Annotated in this window: 16 protein-coding genes, 1 pseudogene and 1 riboswitch; of the genes and pseudogenes, 10 read left to right on the top strand and 7 right to left on the bottom strand. The window is 71.7% G+C overall.

Annotated elements, in window-relative coordinates; genetic code table 11:
- The coding region (locus ACFFNX_RS23300) for a maleylpyruvate isomerase N-terminal domain-containing protein (RefSeq protein WP_378205982.1) at positions 1-345 on the bottom strand (345 nt) is incomplete at its 3' end.
- Positions 346-397: 52 nt separating this feature from the next.
- On the opposite strand from ACFFNX_RS23300, the gene ACFFNX_RS23295 reads away from it, so the two are divergent.
- From ACFFNX_RS23295 to ACFFNX_RS23250, 10 genes are all read left to right on the top strand, one after another.
- Positions 398-550, top strand: coding sequence for a hypothetical protein (locus ACFFNX_RS23295; protein ID WP_378205979.1), 153 nt, complete (start codon positions 398-400; stop codon positions 548-550).
- 306 nt (positions 551-856) lie between these two features.
- On the top strand, positions 857-2509 hold the full coding sequence (locus tag ACFFNX_RS23290; protein WP_378205976.1) for a nitrite/sulfite reductase: 1653 nt from the start codon (positions 857-859) through the stop codon (positions 2507-2509).
- Between the two features lie 64 nt (positions 2510-2573).
- Positions 2574-2753, top strand: a complete 180-nt coding sequence (locus ACFFNX_RS23285; RefSeq protein ID WP_378205973.1) for an Insertion element protein — start codon at positions 2574-2576, stop codon at positions 2751-2753.
- Complete coding sequence (locus ACFFNX_RS23280) at positions 2750-3463, top strand: phosphoadenylyl-sulfate reductase (protein WP_378205970.1); 714 nt, start codon at positions 2750-2752, stop codon at positions 3461-3463. Before ACFFNX_RS23285 ends, ACFFNX_RS23280 begins: the two co-directional genes overlap by 4 nt.
- On the top strand, positions 3445-4212 hold the full coding sequence (locus ACFFNX_RS23275) for a sirohydrochlorin chelatase (RefSeq protein WP_378205967.1): 768 nt from the start codon (positions 3445-3447) through the stop codon (positions 4210-4212). Before ACFFNX_RS23280 ends, ACFFNX_RS23275 begins: the two co-directional genes overlap by 19 nt.
- 553 nt (positions 4213-4765) lie before the next feature.
- Positions 4766-4908: riboswitch (cyclic di-AMP (ydaO/yuaA leader) on the top strand.
- An 11-nt stretch (positions 4909-4919) separates the two neighbouring features.
- Complete coding sequence (locus ACFFNX_RS23270) at positions 4920-5678, top strand: CHAP domain-containing protein (protein WP_378205964.1); 759 nt, start codon at positions 4920-4922, stop codon at positions 5676-5678.
- An 89-nt stretch (positions 5679-5767) separates the two neighbouring features.
- Positions 5768-6373, top strand: coding sequence for an RlpA-like double-psi beta-barrel domain-containing protein (locus ACFFNX_RS23265; RefSeq protein WP_378205961.1), 606 nt, complete (start codon positions 5768-5770; stop codon positions 6371-6373).
- A gap of 116 nt (positions 6374-6489) precedes the next feature.
- Entirely contained in the window at positions 6490-7134 is a 645-nt protein-coding gene (locus tag ACFFNX_RS23260; RefSeq protein ID WP_378205958.1) for a TetR/AcrR family transcriptional regulator, read from the top strand.
- A complete protein-coding gene (locus ACFFNX_RS23255; protein ID WP_378205955.1) occupies positions 7121-8728 on the top strand; it encodes an acyl-CoA dehydrogenase family protein in 1608 nt (535 codons plus the stop codon). The genes ACFFNX_RS23260 and ACFFNX_RS23255 overlap by 14 nt, the downstream gene beginning before the upstream one ends.
- Before the next feature lie 153 nt (positions 8729-8881).
- On the top strand, positions 8882-9709 hold the full coding sequence (locus ACFFNX_RS23250; protein WP_378205952.1) for an SGNH hydrolase domain-containing protein: 828 nt from the start codon (positions 8882-8884) through the stop codon (positions 9707-9709).
- A 10-nt stretch (positions 9710-9719) separates the two neighbouring features.
- Here ACFFNX_RS23250 and ACFFNX_RS23245 read toward each other — a convergent pair whose 3' ends face one another.
- The 6 genes and pseudogenes from ACFFNX_RS23245 to ACFFNX_RS23220 form a co-directional block, all read right to left on the bottom strand.
- Positions 9720-9881, bottom strand: coding sequence for a hypothetical protein (locus ACFFNX_RS23245; protein ID WP_378205949.1), 162 nt, complete (start codon positions 9879-9881; stop codon positions 9720-9722).
- A gap of 47 nt (positions 9882-9928) precedes the next feature.
- Positions 9929-11539 carry a hydrogenase large subunit gene (locus tag ACFFNX_RS23240; RefSeq protein WP_378205946.1) on the bottom strand — a complete coding sequence of 537 codons (1611 nt, stop codon included), beginning with the start codon at positions 11537-11539 and terminating at the stop codon, positions 9929-9931.
- A gap of 1 nt (position 11540) precedes the next feature.
- Positions 11541-13022: a proton-conducting transporter transmembrane domain-containing protein gene (locus tag ACFFNX_RS23235; protein WP_378205943.1), complete on the bottom strand. Its 1482-nt coding sequence runs from the start codon at positions 13020-13022 to the stop codon at positions 11541-11543.
- Positions 13022-13678, bottom strand: a complete 657-nt coding sequence (locus ACFFNX_RS23230; protein WP_378205940.1) for a hypothetical protein — start codon at positions 13676-13678, stop codon at positions 13022-13024. The genes ACFFNX_RS23235 and ACFFNX_RS23230 overlap by 1 nt, the downstream gene beginning before the upstream one ends.
- Before the next feature lie 56 nt (positions 13679-13734).
- Positions 13735-14676 carry a respiratory chain complex I subunit 1 family protein gene (locus ACFFNX_RS23225; RefSeq protein WP_378205937.1) on the bottom strand — a complete coding sequence of 314 codons (942 nt, stop codon included), beginning with the start codon at positions 14674-14676 and terminating at the stop codon, positions 13735-13737.
- A pseudogene (locus tag ACFFNX_RS23220) lies at positions 14673-15193 on the bottom strand (proton-conducting transporter transmembrane domain-containing protein); the annotation flags it as partial. The gene ACFFNX_RS23225 and the pseudogene ACFFNX_RS23220, both read right to left, overlap by 4 nt.

The following is a 15193-nucleotide window of genomic DNA, read 5'->3' as shown; positions in this document are numbered from 1 at the left end:
CCGCGTCTTCGGGTCGGCGGCGGCGAGCGTCTCGGTCAGGCCGGCGCGGGCGGCGCGGAACCAGGCGAGGAGGTCCTCCCCGGGCATCGACCGCCGCTCCGCAGCGAGCGCGTCGGCGTCCAGGCCGGTGTCCAGGGCCGCACGCGCCTCGGCGCGGAACGCCTCCGGCGTGGTGACCGCGCGCACCGCCGCGTCGTCGAACCACGCCAGATGGGCGATCTGGTCGCGTACCGCCCAGCGCTCCGCCGGGGTCGGGACGTCCCACACGTCCGGGCCGAGGAGCCGGTCGAGGTCGGCCGTCTCGGCGCTCAGGTCACGGATCAGCTCCTCCATCGCCACAGCCATCACGCCAGCGTACAGAATGCCGTTCGGTATGAAACCTGCGAACATGGAGGACATGGTCTGTGAAGCGTGCCGCGACCGGCGGCACGAGGAGTGCCGCGGCGGCACCTGGTGCGACTGCCAGCACCAGCCCCCGGACGAGAGGGACGAGCCGGACACCGAGCGTGACGGCTCCGAGCCGCCGGTCAACTGGCTCCGCCAGGGCTGAGGGGTCAAGAATCGCCGCCAACCCCGCCGAGATGGGACGCTGTTCCGCATATCGGACAAGGTTGGACACCCATCGAACGGCATGTCATCATCGGTGTATGGCTGCTGCGAACCCGTTGCTGGTGATGCGCCGGCACGTCGACTTTCTCCGCGTGGGCAGCGCCATCTGTCGTTGACACTGATCAACCGCCACTGCCTCATGGGCGCGCGGTATGCCGGTGTCGGATTTCCTTAAGCTCAGCGTAGAGCCAGCAGCGAGCCTGCCGGTGTGCTCCGCGTCCACCACCCACCACGGAGGACGCGCACGATGCCACCCCGTCAGCGGAGGCGAGGCGAGGGTCAGTGGGCCCTCGGTTACCGCGAACCGCTCAACAAGAACGAAGAGAACAAGAAGAACGACGACGGCCTGAACGTCCGCGACCGGATCCTGGGCGTCTACTCCAAGGCCGGCTTCGACTCGATCGACCCGGCCGACCTGCGCGGACGGTTCCGCTGGTACGGGCTCTACACGCAGCGGCGACCGGGGATCGACGGCGGCAGGACCGCCGTCCTGGAGGACGAGGAGCTCGACGACCGCTACTTCATGCTGCGCGTCCGCATCGACGGCGGCCGGCTGCACGCCGACCAGCTGCGTGCGATCGCCGACGTGTCGAGCAAGTACGCGCGCGGCACCGCCGACCTGACCGACCGCCAGAACATCCAGCTGCACTGGGTGGAGATCGAGTCGGTGCCGGCGATCTGGGAGACGCTGGAGTCCGTCGGCCTGTCCACGACGGAGGCCTGCGGCGACACCCCGCGCGTGATCCTCGGCTGCCCGCTCGCCGGGATCGACGCCGACGAGGTGATCGACGCCACGCCGCAGCTCCACGAGATCCACGACCGCTACATCGGCAGCCCGGACTTCTCCAACCTGCCGCGCAAGTTCAAGACGGCGCTGTCCGGCTGCACGGCGCAGTGCACCGTCCACGAGATCAACGACATCGCGTTCGTCGGCGTGGTGAACGACCAGGGCGAGACGGGCTACGACGTCTGGGTCGGCGGCGGGCTGTCCACCAACCCGATGTTCGCCAAGCGCCTCGGCGCCTTCGTCCGCCCCGACCAGGCGCACGAGGTCTGGGCCGGGGTCGCCGGGATCTTCCGCGACTACGGCTACCGGCGGCTGCGGAGCCGCGCCCGGCTCAAGTTCCTGATGAACGACTGGGGTCCCGAGCGCTTCCGCGAGGTGCTGGAGAAGGAGTACCTCGGCTACACGCTGCCCGACGGGCCGGCGCCGGGCGCACCCCGTGACGCCCGCCGGGACCACGTCGGCGTCCACCCTCAGCGCGACGGCAACTACTACGTCGGGTTCGCGCCGCGCGTGGGCCGGGTCAACGGCGACCTGCTGCACGTGATCGCCGACCTGGCCGCGGAGTACGGCTCGGGCCAGGTGTGCACGACGACCGAGCAGAAGATGGTCATCCTCGACGTCCCCGGGGAACGCACCGCGGACCTCACCGCCGAGCTGGAGGCCCACGACCTCCAGGTGCGGCCCTCGACCTTCCGGCGGCAGACGATGGCCTGCACCGGCATCGAGTACTGCAAGCTCGCGATCGTCGAGACCAAGCAGCGCGGCATGGACCTCATCGGCGAGCTGGAGAAGCGCCTGCCGGACTTCGACGAGCCGCTGACCATCAACATCAACGGCTGCCCGAACTCCTGCGCGCGGATCCAGGTCGCCGACATCGGGCTGAAGGGCCAGCTGGTCACCGACGCCGACGGCAACCAGGTGGAGGGCTACCAGATCCATCTCGGCGGGTCGGTCGGCGGCGCCTTCGGCAAGAAGGTCCGCGGGCTCAAGACCACCGCCGACGGGCTGCCCGACTACGTCGAGCGGGTCCTGCGCCGGTACCAGGCACAGCGCGGCGACGGCGAGGCGTTCGCCGACTGGGTCCAGCGGGCGGAACAGGAGGACCTGACGTGAGCGAACGGAGTGAGCGAACCGAGAACACCGTGCGCCCGGCCGCCTCCCCGACGGAGGAGGGCTCATGAGCGAGCGAGCGGTCCCCTTCTACTGCCCCTACTGCGGCGACGAGGACCTGGAGCCGTACGAGAGCGACGGCGGGTGGCACTGCCGCGCCTGCACCCGCGCGTTCCGGCTGCGGTTCATCGGCACCGGCGCGCTCAGCGCCGCCGTCCCCGCCGAGCCGAGAGGGGGCGCGAGATGACCCTCACCTTCGAACGCCCGACCGCCGCGCTCGACCTCACCGACATCGTCGAGTCGGCCGCCGACGCCCTCGAAGAGGCCCCGGCCGAGGAGATCATCCGCTGGGCGATCGCCACTTTCGGCGACCGGATCTGCGTGACGTCCTCGATGAAGGACGCCGTGCTGGTGGACATCGCCGCCAAGATCCGGCCGGGCATCGACGTGCTCTTCGTCGACACGGGCTACCACTTCGCCGAGACGATCGGCACCCGTGACGCCGTCGAGGCGGTCTACCCGGTCAATGTGGTGAACGTCACATCCTCGCGTACGGTCGCCGAGCAGGAGCGCGACCTGGGCCCCCGGCTCTACGGCCGGACCCCGGACCTGTGCTGCCACCTGCGCAAGGTCGAGCCGCTGAACCGCGCCCTGGAGCCGTACCTCGCATGGATCACCGGGATCCGCCGGGAGGAGACCTCGCACCGGCGCGGCGCCAGGGTCGTGGAGTGGAACGCCGCGCGCGGGAAGGTCAAGGTCAACCCGCTCGCCCGGTGGACGCACGAGCAGCTCGGCGCCTACATCGACGAGAACGGCATCCTCGTCAACCCGCTGCAGTACGACGGCTACCCCTCCATCGGCTGCGAGCCGTGCACCCAGCGGGTCGCGCCCGGCGACGATCCGCGCAGCGGCCGGTGGGCCGGCACCGGAAAGTCCGAATGCGGCATCAACCTCTGATCAGCTGCGCACCTCCACCGCCCCTGGTGGCGGTGGCGCACGGCAGCCGGGACCCGCGTGCGGCGGCGACGGTCGAGGACCTGCTCGACCTCGTACGCCGCCGGTCCGGGCTGCGGGTCGTGACGTCCTACCTCGACCACGCGCCCCCGACGCCCGGCCAGGCGCTCGGCGCGCTCGCCGACGCCGACGGCTCCGGGGAGGCCGTCGTCCTCCCCCTCCTGCTGACCTCCGCGTACCACAGCAAGACCGACATCCCCGGCGCGCTGACCGAGGTGCGCCGGCACCACCCGCGGATGCTCCTGCGGTACGGCGCGACGCTCGGGCCGCACCCGCTGATGATCGCGGCCCTGGAGCGGAGGCTGGCCGAGGCCGGTGTGACGCCCGACCCGGACACGGCCCTGGTGCTGGCCGCCGCAGGGTCGAGCGACCCGGCGGCCAACGCGACGATCGGCCGGATGGCCCGTGGCTGGCGCGGATGGCGGCGCGTCGTCCCCGCCTACGCCTCCGCCGCGCGCCCCACGCCGGCCGAGGCCGTACGCGGGCTTTTGGACGCCGGGGCCCCACGGGTCGCGGTCGCCTCCTATTTCCTCGCCCCCGGCCACTTCGCCGACAAGGTCCGCGACGAGTCGCTCGCGGCGGGGGCGATGGCGGTGTCGGCGGCGCTGGGCGCCGCACCCGAGCTGGCCGAGATCATCGGGCAGCGCTACACCGAGATCATCACGCTCGGTGATCAAGCCGCCGTCGGCTGAAAACCCTTATTTCGTAAGGGTTTCGGGGGTTGACAGGCCGCCCATGTGATCTTCTCGCAGGTCAGAGGCGGTGGATGTCCATATTCACCCTTTACGGCCCGAAATATGTTTGCTATGTTCGGTTGACCGGCGGCGCCCCCCATGCGCCGTCCGTAACATCTCCGCCGGCCAGGGCCTGCCCACCAGCACCACGGCGTGCGGCACGCGACAACGCGTGAGAGGGGCCCCCCTTTCGGACCGCGACGGTTCATAGTCACGATCGCGCCGCTCCGCGCATCCCCGCGATCCCCCCACATGGATCCGCCCCGATGCCGGTTCGGCAAACGCGCCGCATCCGCCGCGAAGCGACGGAACCGGACCCCTCGTGTCCCTCACAGGGCATGTGGCACGCCACCAGTGTGCCCGCAGGGTGACTTCCCGCCCGAGCCCTTGGGGCTGTCGGCAGGCGCCGGGAAGTGAAAGTGCACCGGACGAATGGACGACAAGATCCCCTAGACCTGAATGAAGCGGCCGCACACGCGGCCCGACCCCCTGTTCTTCGAGCCGTCCCCTCAGACGGCTCCCGCTGAATCCGCACTTCGCGGAACCGGGGACCCACCGCACCACTGGGGTGAATCGGCGCATCCCCTTGCGCCGTAGGGCAGCTTCCAGGCCCGAACCCGTCAGCTAACCCGGTAAGCGGCATGGAAGCAAAGGAGTGCTCAAACGTGTCAGGTCGACACAAGAAGTCATGCCGTCTGCTGCGTAACACCAAACTCGGCGGCTCCCTCGCCGCCGCAACGGCGGTCGGCGCGACCGCGATCAGCCTGATCGCGGCGGCCCCGGCCGGATCCTCCGAGAAGGTCGACGCGACCTCGGCCGGAGCGCTGGCGGCCCTGCCTCACCGCGCCACGGCCCCCAAGGAGCCGCACGCCCCGGCCGCGCTCGGCAAGAGCGCCGACAATGTCAACGCCAAGAAGCGCGAGTGGCTGCCCACCGCGGGCGACGCGCTGAAGCTCGCCGAGGCCCAGGTGGGCGTCAGCGAGGACTCCTCCGGCGGCGGCACCAAGTTCCAGAAGTGGTTCGTCTCCTCCCCGTGGGCCGAGCGCGGCGTCCAGCGCGACGGCGGCAAGGTCTCCGACTACGCCAACGCGAACTGGTGCGACATGTTCGTGTCCTGGGTCGGCGCCCAGCTCGGAGTGAAGGGAATGGGCGCGGACGCGTTCACCCGTACCCACGCCCAGTGGTTCAAGGACCAGGGCCGCTGGGGCGACAACGCGACGCCCGGCTCCGTCGTCTTCTTCTCCTGGAGCGGGAGCAAGTCGATCGATGCCATCGACCACGTCGGCATGGTCATCAAGGACAACAACGACGGCACCATCCAGACCATCGAGGGCAACACCGACAACTCCGTGAAGGTTCGCACGCGCGACAAGTCACTGGTCGTCGGTTACGGCTACCCCGAATACGGCTCCAGCGACGCCTAAGCCCTCTCCCGCCCCGGCCGCACGGCCGGCCGGGGCGGTCCGCCCTGCACATCGTCCCCGTTTCCCCCTGTGCTGAGAGGCCATCCCCCATGTTCAAAATCGCCAAGCAGTCCCTGGATCGTTTCTCCACCAAGACGATCGCCTCGGTGGCGACCGGCGTCGTCGTGGCCGGCGCGGGCGTGTCCATCGCGCTCACCCACCCCACCGCCTCGTCCCCCATCGCCCGTACGAACAGCGTGCAGGTGACGCAGGACGGCGACTCGGGCCTGACGGGGCCCGGAACCGAGAGCCACACGGTCAAGCTGCCCCGGCAACTGCCCTCGAAGAAGGCCGCCCTGCCGGGCGGTGTCTCCACCGGCACGTCGTTCTGGGACGCGCAGACCGCGTCCGGCAAGCCGATGTCGTACCACACGATCGCCAGCCCGTACTGGCCGCTCGGCACCAAGGTGAAGATCACCGTCGGCAAGAAGAGCGCCATCGGCGTGGTCGAGGACTTCGGCCCGGCCGAGTGGGCGGTCGCCCAGCACAACCCGCCGGCCATCATCGACCTGTCCGAGGAGATGATGCAGTACCTCACCGGCACCCGGTCCAACTCGCTCCCGATCAAGTTCCAGGTGCTGCAGCTGGGGGACGGCCCCGTCTACCGCCACTCGGGCACCGGCTACGACATGGCGACCGGAGCCATCGAGAAATAGCCCTCTCCCGCCCCCATCCCCCTGGGGGCGTTCGGGGCCCCTCTTCCCGAGGGGCCCCGGACCATTTTCGCGGTACGTGGTTGCGCCAAAGAAGTGAACTAGGGTTCAATCCTTGTATGCCGTACCGCCGCACGCCCCGCGTCGAGGCGCGCCTGAGCGCGTCGCGTGAACGCATCCTGTCCGCGGCGCTGGCGATCGTCGCCGAGCGCGGGTACGCCGGGTGTTCGGTGGCCGCCGTGGCCCGCCGGGCCGGCGTCGCGACCGGCAGCGTCTACCGCCACTTCCCGGCAAAGGCCGACCTGGTCGCGGAGGTGTTCCGCACGGCGTCCCAGCGCGAGGTGGACGCCGTCGCACGGGCGGTGGCCCTGGAGAGAACCGCCGCCCAGGCGATCGCCGCGGTGGTCGAGACCTTCGCGAGCCGCGCCCTTCGGGCCCCGCGGATGGCGTACGCGCTGCTCGCCGAGCCCGCCGACCCGGCCGTCGACGGTGAACGGCTCGTGTCCCGGCGCGCGTTCGCCGACGCGATCGTCGTGCCCAGCACCCGCGGCGTCGCCACCGGCGAGTTGCCCGACCAGGACGTCCAGGTGAGCGCGGCGGCGCTCGTCGGGGCCATCGGCGAAGCCCTCGTCGGCCCGCTGGCGGCGCGCGCCGCCGTCACGGACGCCTCCGTCGCCGCACCGGTCCCGGACGTCTCCGGCGGCACGGCTCACCTCATCACCTTCGTCCAGCGCAGCATCGGAGCGGTCCATGACGACGCATGACGTGTTCAACCAGGTCCCGCCGCTGATCGGCTACGACGTGGCCGACGACCCGGCCCTGCTGGACGGGCTGTTCCGCGAGGGCGGAGGCTGGGCGGCCGAGGAGATCCACGAGCTCGGCCGGCTGGCCGGCACCGAGGAGGCGCAGGAGTGGGGCCGGCTCGCCAATGAGCACCGCCCGGTGCTGCGCACCCACGACCGGTACGGCCACCGCGTCGACGAGGTGGAGTTCCACCCCGCCTGGCACGAGCTGATGAAGGTCGCGGTCGGGCACGGCCTGCACGCCCGCGCGTGGACCGAGCGCGCCGGCGCGCACGTGGCCCGCGCCGCCAGGTTCTACGTGTGGCGGGTCGACGCCGGGCACGGCTGCCCGATCTCGATGACGTACGCCGCGGTGCCCGCGCTGCGCCAGGAGCCCGAACTCGCCCGTGAGTACGAACCGCTGCTGACCTCCGGCACGTACGACTTCGGCCTGCGCCCGCCGCTGACCAAGGCCGGGATCCTCGCCGGGATGTCGATGACGGAGAAGCAGGGCGGCTCGGACGTCCGCGCCAACACGACCCGCGCGGTTCCGCAGGCCGACGGGACGTACCTGCTGACCGGGCACAAGTGGTTCACCAGCGCGCCGATGTGCGACGTCTTCCTCGTGCTGGCCCAGGCGCCGGAGGGCCTGACCTGCTTCCTGCTCCCCCGCGTGCTGCCCGACGGCACGCTCAACCCGATGCGCCTGCAGCGCCTGAAGGACAAGCTCGGCAACCACTCGAACGCCTCGGCCGAGGTGGAGTACGAACGCGCCGTCGCCTGGCGCGTCGGCGACGAGGGCCGGGGCGTGCGCACCATCATCGAGATGGTCAACATGACGCGGCTCGACTGCGTCATCGGCGCCGCCTCCGGCATGCGCCAGGGCCTGGTCCAGGCCGCGCACCACGCCGCGCACCGGCAGGCGTTCGGCAGCGCCCTGATCGACCAGCCCCTGATGCGCAACGTCGTGGCCGACCTGGCCGTCGAGTCCGAGGCCGCGACGGTGCTGATGCTGCGGCTGGCCGGCGCGACGGACCGTGGCGAGTCGGCCTTCAAGCGTCTCGCCCTGGCGGCCGGCAAGTACTGGGTGACCAAGCGCTGGCCCGCGCACAGCGCCGAGGCCCTGGAATGCCTGGGCGGCAACGGCTACGTGGAGGAGTCGGGCATGCCGCGGCTGTTCCGCGAATCCCCGCTCAACTCGATCTGGGAGGGCAGCGGGAACGTCGCCGCGCTCGACGTGCTGCGGGCCATGCTGAAGGAGCCCGAGGCCGTGGAGGCGTACTTCACCGAGGTCGGCGCGGCGACGGGAGCGGACCGGCGCCTGGACGCGGCGGTCACGCGGGTGAAGGACGCGCTGACCGACACGGCCACGATCGAACTGCGCGCCCGCCGCGTCGTCGAGCAACTCGCGCTCGTACTCCAGGGATCCCTGCTCGTCCGGCACGGGCACCCGGCGGTCGCCGACGCGTTCTGCGCCTCCCGCCTCGACCGCGACTGGGGCACCGCGTTCGGCACCCTCCCCTCCGGCCTCGCCCTCGACTCCATCATCGCCCGCGCCACCCCCAAGGCAGGCTGAGGCGGCCGAGGGACAGTCGCGCTCACCTTTCACGATCGCGCACATCGAGGACTGATTTCGATACACGCATATTTCCGCCCCAGCACACCATAATTGCCGTTCATTCGAGGCCTGCGAAGCCGCGGGAAAGGGCTTTTCGTTTATGGTGTCGGCGTGATACGGAACCGGATGCTGCCGCACGGGTGTCTCGTTTTGAGCGTCGCGCTGGGCGGCGTCCCGGCTCCGCCGCCGACGGGCCGGGCTCCCGCCCGCCGCGTGTGGGTTCTGCGCTCACCGGAGCAGAGCGCGGGCACGCCGTTCGTCGGTGTGATCGGCGACTCGACCGGCAGCCAGCTCGCCTTCGCGCTGGCGCCCGAGCTGGGCCGCCGCGACATCGCCGTGGCGATCGCGACCGTCGGCGGCTGCCAGCCGACCGACCTGATGTTCACGTACCAGAGCCCGGTGTACTTCCAGAGCCACCGGCGCTGTGGCGAGGACGCACGGGAGGCGCAGCGCGAGCTGGTCGCTCGATACGCCCCGAAGGTCGTCGTCTGGTCCGACGTCATGGAATGGTCCGACATCAAGGACGGCGACCGGACCGTACCCGCCGGCCGTGAGGAGTGGCGGCGGCTGGTGTTCGCCGCCTGGGACCGTCTGCTCGCCCGGCTCACCGGCGCGAGCGTGGTGCTCGTGCTGCCGACCTGGTGGGCGGGCTGGCCGCCGGGCTACCCGGCCGCGTTCCCCGTCGACCGGCAGCGGGAGCTGTTCCGCTCGTGGGCCGCACGCCACACCGGCCGGGTGAGCGTGGTGGACCCGGCGCCGCTGATCTGCCCGGACGGCGCACCCTGCCCGCAGGCGGTCGGCGGCGTACGGCTTCGCACCGACAGCGTCCACTACACCCCGGAGGGCGCACGGCGGGTGGTCGCCGAGGTGCTCAGGGGTTCCGCCGCGCTGCGCGACCTGCGCGGCCCGGCGTTCACCCGCCCAGGTCGCACCCGATGACCGGCGTGGCTCAGTGCAGGCCGCTCCGCATCATGACCACGAGGATGACGAGATGGGTGATGATCACAAACCCGAGCACGAAGATGAAGAGGAATTTCGCGGGCCCGTGCTCGAAGACCTTGCCCTCCTTCATGGGGCCGAGCTTGGCCTGACGCTTGGCCACGCGTTCCATGAACTTCTCGTCCCGAGATTCTCTTTGTGACACGATTTCCTTTCCCGTCAGAGGTCGTTGCCGGCGTAGGAGAGATTGAAGCTTTTGTTGGTGAGAGGGAAATCGGGAACGATCGTGTTGTTGAGCGCGACGGGGAGCGCGGGCCAGTTGAAGAAGGACGGGTCGGCGATCTTGACGCGTGCCACACGTCCGTCGTCGTCGAGTTCGACGCGGTGGGTGATGGTGCCGCGCCAGCCTTCGACGATGCCGGTTCCGGTGTTGGTGGACCGGGCCGGGGGCAGGGGCGGCCAGCCGGTGATGTAACCGGGGTTCAGCCCGTTGGTGAGTTCGGTGATGAGGTTGATGGAGACGTCGATCTCGTCGGCGCGGACGAGAAAGCGGGCGAGGACGTCGCCGCCGGTCCTGGTGGGAATGGTGAGAGCGTCGCCGTACTGGGTCATGGGGTGGCTGACCCTGGCGTCGTGGGTGAGGCCGCTGGCGCGGGCGACGTAGCCGAGAGTGCCGATGTCGCGGGCTTGCTCGCGCGTGAGGACGGCGGTGCCGGTGAAGCGGTCGCGGATGATGGTGTGGGACAGGGCCAGGGCGACCAGTTCGCGGATGTCCGCGCCGATGGCCTCGAGCCGGGCGGGGTCGGGGACCCGGCGGAGGTTGGCGCCGCCGAGGATGATGCCGCCGCGCAGGAGGCGGTGTCCGGTGGTGTCGTGGTTGAGGCGGAGCAGCGTTTCGCGGATCCGCAGTGCGTGGGCGTGGAGGATGGAATGGCCGACGTCGTTGCACAGGGCGCCGAGGTCGGCGATGTGGTTGTGGAGGCGTTCGAGTTCGAGCAGGATCGCCCGCATCCGGGCGGCTTCGGGGAGCACCTGGGTGCCGGTGGCGTCTTCGACGGCGAGGCAGTAGGCGAGGGCGTGGCCGACGGCGGTGTCGCCGCTGACGCGTTCGGCCAGGGCGACCCGGCCGGCGGGGGCGTGGCCGTGGAAGAGCCGCTCGATGCCCTTGTGGGTGAACCACAGGCGGGCCTTGAGCTTGAGGATGGTCTCGCCGACGACGGTGAAGCGGAAGTGGCCGGGTTCGATCAGCCCGGCGTGGACGGGCCCGACCGGGATCTCATACGTTCCGGGGCCCTCGACGGGCCGGAACGGGTAGGGGGTGTCGGGGTCGCCGAAGGACGGAGGCGGTCCGGCGTCGGCGCGCATGGGATACCAGCCCTGGGGCCAGTGCGGGTGCCGGACGAGGCGGCGGGGCAGCGGATGGCCCAGCGGCACGACCCCGTACGTGTCGCGCATCTCGCGTTCGAACCGGCCGGCCGGGAAGGACAGGCCGGCGAGGGTGGGCACCGCCGGGGTGTCGGGATCGAGCCGCAGGTGCAGTTCGACGCGGGTGTCGGGTGGGCCGGAGACGAACAGGTAGACGACGCGGATGACCGCGCCGTCGTCGGCGTCGGCGGTGTCGTGGTGGGCGGAGACCAGGGCGAGCCGGTAGCCCTGCCTGAGCAGTTCGGCGGCGCGTTGACGGAGCCGTGCCGGTTCGACGGGTTCGGTGTGCGTACGGCTGGCGACGGCGCGGTCGGTCAGCGACGGCGGAAGCTCGCCCAGCGTCGGGTCGGTGACCGCGTCGATGCCGTACGGCCCGTCGTCGCCTGGGCTGTTGCCGGGTGCCATGTCAGGGTACTCCCACGATGGTGGCGGCGGCGCCCAGCAGTGGCTGCAGGGGGCCGAGGGCGGTGCCGAGGACGGCAGCGGCGATCAGAGCGAGGACGAGCGGCGTCACCGCGCCGGCCGCCGGGACGGACGCCGCCGTCGGGCTCGGGCCGGGGGCGGGGCCGAGCAGCATGGAGGTGGTGTGGCGGGCGAGCGCCGCGAAGATGACCAGCAGCAGGGCGAGGGCGGCCGCGAGTGCCCAGCCGAGCCCGGCGGAGACGGTGGATCGGGCGATGCCGAGTTCGGAGGCGAACAGCGGGAACGGCGGCAGTCCGGCGAGAGCGGCGACAGCGAGGCCGAACACGCCGGCGAGCGCCGGTCTGCCGGCGGCCAGCCCGCGTACGCCGGCGATGCGGCTGGTCCGGGTGTGGTGGAGGATCTGTCCGGCGCTGGTGAAGGCGACGGACTTGGCGAGGCCGTGGCCGAGGACGTGCAGCAGTAGCGCGGCGGCGGCCAGGCGGGTGCCGGCGGCGGCGCCGAGCGCCGCGATCCCCATGTGCTCGATGGAGGAGTAGGCGAGCATCCGCTTGTAGTCGCGCTGACTGATCAAAAGCAGCGCGGCGATCGCGAGGGAGGCCAGGGCCGCGGCGACCAGGAGGGTTCGCATGTAGCCGGGGCCGAGGACCGCGTCGGTGAGGACCTTATAACGCAGGATGGCGGTGAACGCGACCGACAGCAGCACCCCGGACATCAGCGCGGACACCGGGGCGGGGGCCTGGCTGTGGGCGTCGGGCAGCCAGGCGTGCATGGGGGCCAGGCCCGCCTTGGTACCGAAGCCGAGCACCGCGAGGCCGGCGGCGAGCCGGATCACGGCGGGGTCGAGCCGGTCCGCGTGGGCGGTCAGGAAGGTCCAGTTCAGGGCGGTGGTGCCGTGCCCGCCGGCGTGCAGCGCGGTCGCGTAGACGCACACGGTGCCCAGGAAGGCCATGGCGATGCCGACCGAGCACAGCACCACGTACTTCCAGGCGGCCTCCAGGCCGGCGCGGTCGCGGCGGTGCCCGACGAGGAACGCGGTGATGACGGTGGTGGCCTCCAGCGCGACCCACATCAGGCCGAGGTTGTCGGCGAGGACGGCGGCGCCCATGGCCGTCAGGAACGCGTGGACAAGGACTCCGTAGCGGCGGGCATCGCCGGGGCTCATACGCCCGTCCGCCTGTTCGGCGGCGACATGGTGCACGCTCGCCCAGGTCGCGATGAGGGCGACGGCGGAGACGAGGATCAAGATGAAGGCGGTGAGCGCGTCGGCGCGCAACAGCCCGCCCGCGGCCGTCCGGGCGGTGCCGTGAACGACGTGGGGGCCGAGGGCGATCGCGGCGGCGAGCTGTCCGGCGGCGGTGGCCACCCCCGCCCAGGCGGTCCAGGTCCGCCACCCGAAGATCGCGCACGCCAGGGCGGCCGCGGCGGGGAGGGCCAGCGGCGCGTACAACAGCAGGTCGAGGGCCATCAGTCCTGGAGCTCCCGCAGGTCGTCCAGGTCGGAGCCGCCGATGTGCGCGTGCATGCGGGCGGTCAGCACCTGCAGGACGAGGACGGCGAGCAGCACGTCGGCGGTGACGCCGAGTTCGACGATGAGCGGCACGCCGGCGGCGATGAGGAAGACGAGCGCGGCGATGCCGTTGTCGACCATCAGGACCGCCACGATCTGCGACAGGGCACGCCTGCGGGTGGCCAGGGCGAAGAAGGCGATCAGTACGACGGCGAGCGCGGTGGGGGCGGCGCGGCCGGCCGGGGTGGGATCGAGGTCGACGAGGGGGCGGGCGGCGGCGTAGGCGGCCAGGGTGAGGGCTCCGGCGGCGAGCAGCGAGGCGGTCACGTTCACCAGCGGGGTGGCTTCGCGAGGCTGGTCATCGTGGGCCAGGACCCGGCGGAGCACCGTCGGCAGCACGACCGCCTTCAGGGCGGCGACGACGACCGCGATCACGGCGAGTTCGGCGCCGGCGGTGTGAGCGGCCTGGACGGCGGCGATCAGCGCCAGCGCCGCGCCCTGGACGGCGAGCAGCCGGACCAGCGCGGACAGCTCACGTCGCCACACCACGCCGATGGCCGACAGCACCAGTACGCCGCACGCGGCGTACAGCACCTGCGTGTAGGGGGACGTCATCGTGGTCGGCCCGGTTCCTGGCGGGCGGGATGGGTCATGGCTTCCTTCCCAGGGGCTCAGGCGAGGACGTAGGAGGCGGTGACGGCGAGCAGGGCGAGTACGAACGAGCCGGCCAGCAGCTCGGGGACGCGGAACAGCCGCACCTTGGCGAGCAGCACCTCGCCCGCGGCGAGCACGCCGCCGAGCAGCGACAGCTTCCCGACCAGCGCGGCGACGCCGACGGCGAGGGCGGCCCAGCCGGCGGTGGTGGCCACTCCCCACGGGGCGAACAGGTTGGCCAGCAGGCCGAGCAGGAGGGCCGGCCGCATCGCCGAGGCCAGCTCGACCATGGCCAGGTCACGCCCGGAGTATTCGAGCACCATGGCCTCGTGCACCATGGTCAGCTCCAGGTGGGTGGCGGGGTTGTCCACCGGCATCCGGCCGGTCTCGGCGAGCACCGCGACGGCCAGTGCCGCGGCGGCCAGCAGGCTCGCCGGGGACACCAGCCGCTCCGGATGGTGCGCACCGGCGTTCACGATGGAGGCCAGGCTGGTCGATCCGGCGCGCGCCGACAGCGCGAACGCGGCCAGCAGCAACGTCGGTTCGACCAGCGCGGCGATCGTCATCGCCCGGCTGGCGCCCATCCCGCCGAACGCGGTGCCGGTGTCCAGGGCGGCCAGCGCGAGCGCGGCCGTGCCGAGCATCAGCAGCCCCACCACGGCGATCAGGTCGGCCGAGCCGCCGGCCGCCGAGGTGGTGGAGGTCAGCGGGATGATGGCGGCGACCAGCAGACTGGTGGCGACCAGCACCGGTGGTGCCCAGGCGAACAACCATCCGGCGTCGGCCGGGCTGATCGGCTCCTTGCGGGCCAGCTTCCACACGTCCCGCCAGGGCTGGCCGATCCCGGCACCGGCCCGGCCCTCCAGGCGAGCGCGGACCAGCCGCATCCAGCCGATCAGCAACGGCGCCAGGACCACCATCAGTACGGGCTGGCCGATCGCCACGACCCAGCCGTTCACCCGCTCACCCCTGCCACCAGCACGATCAGCAGTGCGACAAGGCCATAGGCGAGGTAGCGGTGCACGCTCCCGCTCGCCAGCAGACGAGCCGCCCGCCCCACTCGGCGACCTGCCGCCAGCAGCGGGACGTAGAGGTAGGTCTCGATCCGATCGGGCACCCGGAGCTGGAACCGTACCCGCTCCACCAGGTACGCCGACTCGGCGTAATGGCTGACCTCGACATCGTGCTCGGGACGCAGCACATCGTCGAACACCCGCTGCAACGGCTCGGCGAAGGAGGTGGCGGTGTACTCGGTACGGGCGGTCTGCGGGCCGTCCCCGCACCCCCAGGCCACCGCGCGACGCCGGGGCCGCCCCACCACCCGTGCCAGCGCCGCGATCCCGCCGACGAGCACGGCCAGGCCGACGATGATCAGCAGCGGTGAGTAGCCGGCGCCCACCCCGGGCAGGTGCAGCCGCACCGTCCCGGTGGCCGGCGAGCCGCCCCGTACGATGCCGGTGACCAGGCCGAGCTCCG

Source organism: Actinoallomurus acaciae (assembly GCF_042429965.1).
Lineage (GTDB): Bacteria > Actinomycetota > Actinomycetes > Streptosporangiales > Streptosporangiaceae > Actinoallomurus > Actinoallomurus acaciae.
The sequence above is the reverse complement of the archived record's forward strand: the minus strand, read 5'-3'. Positions and strand labels throughout refer to the sequence as shown.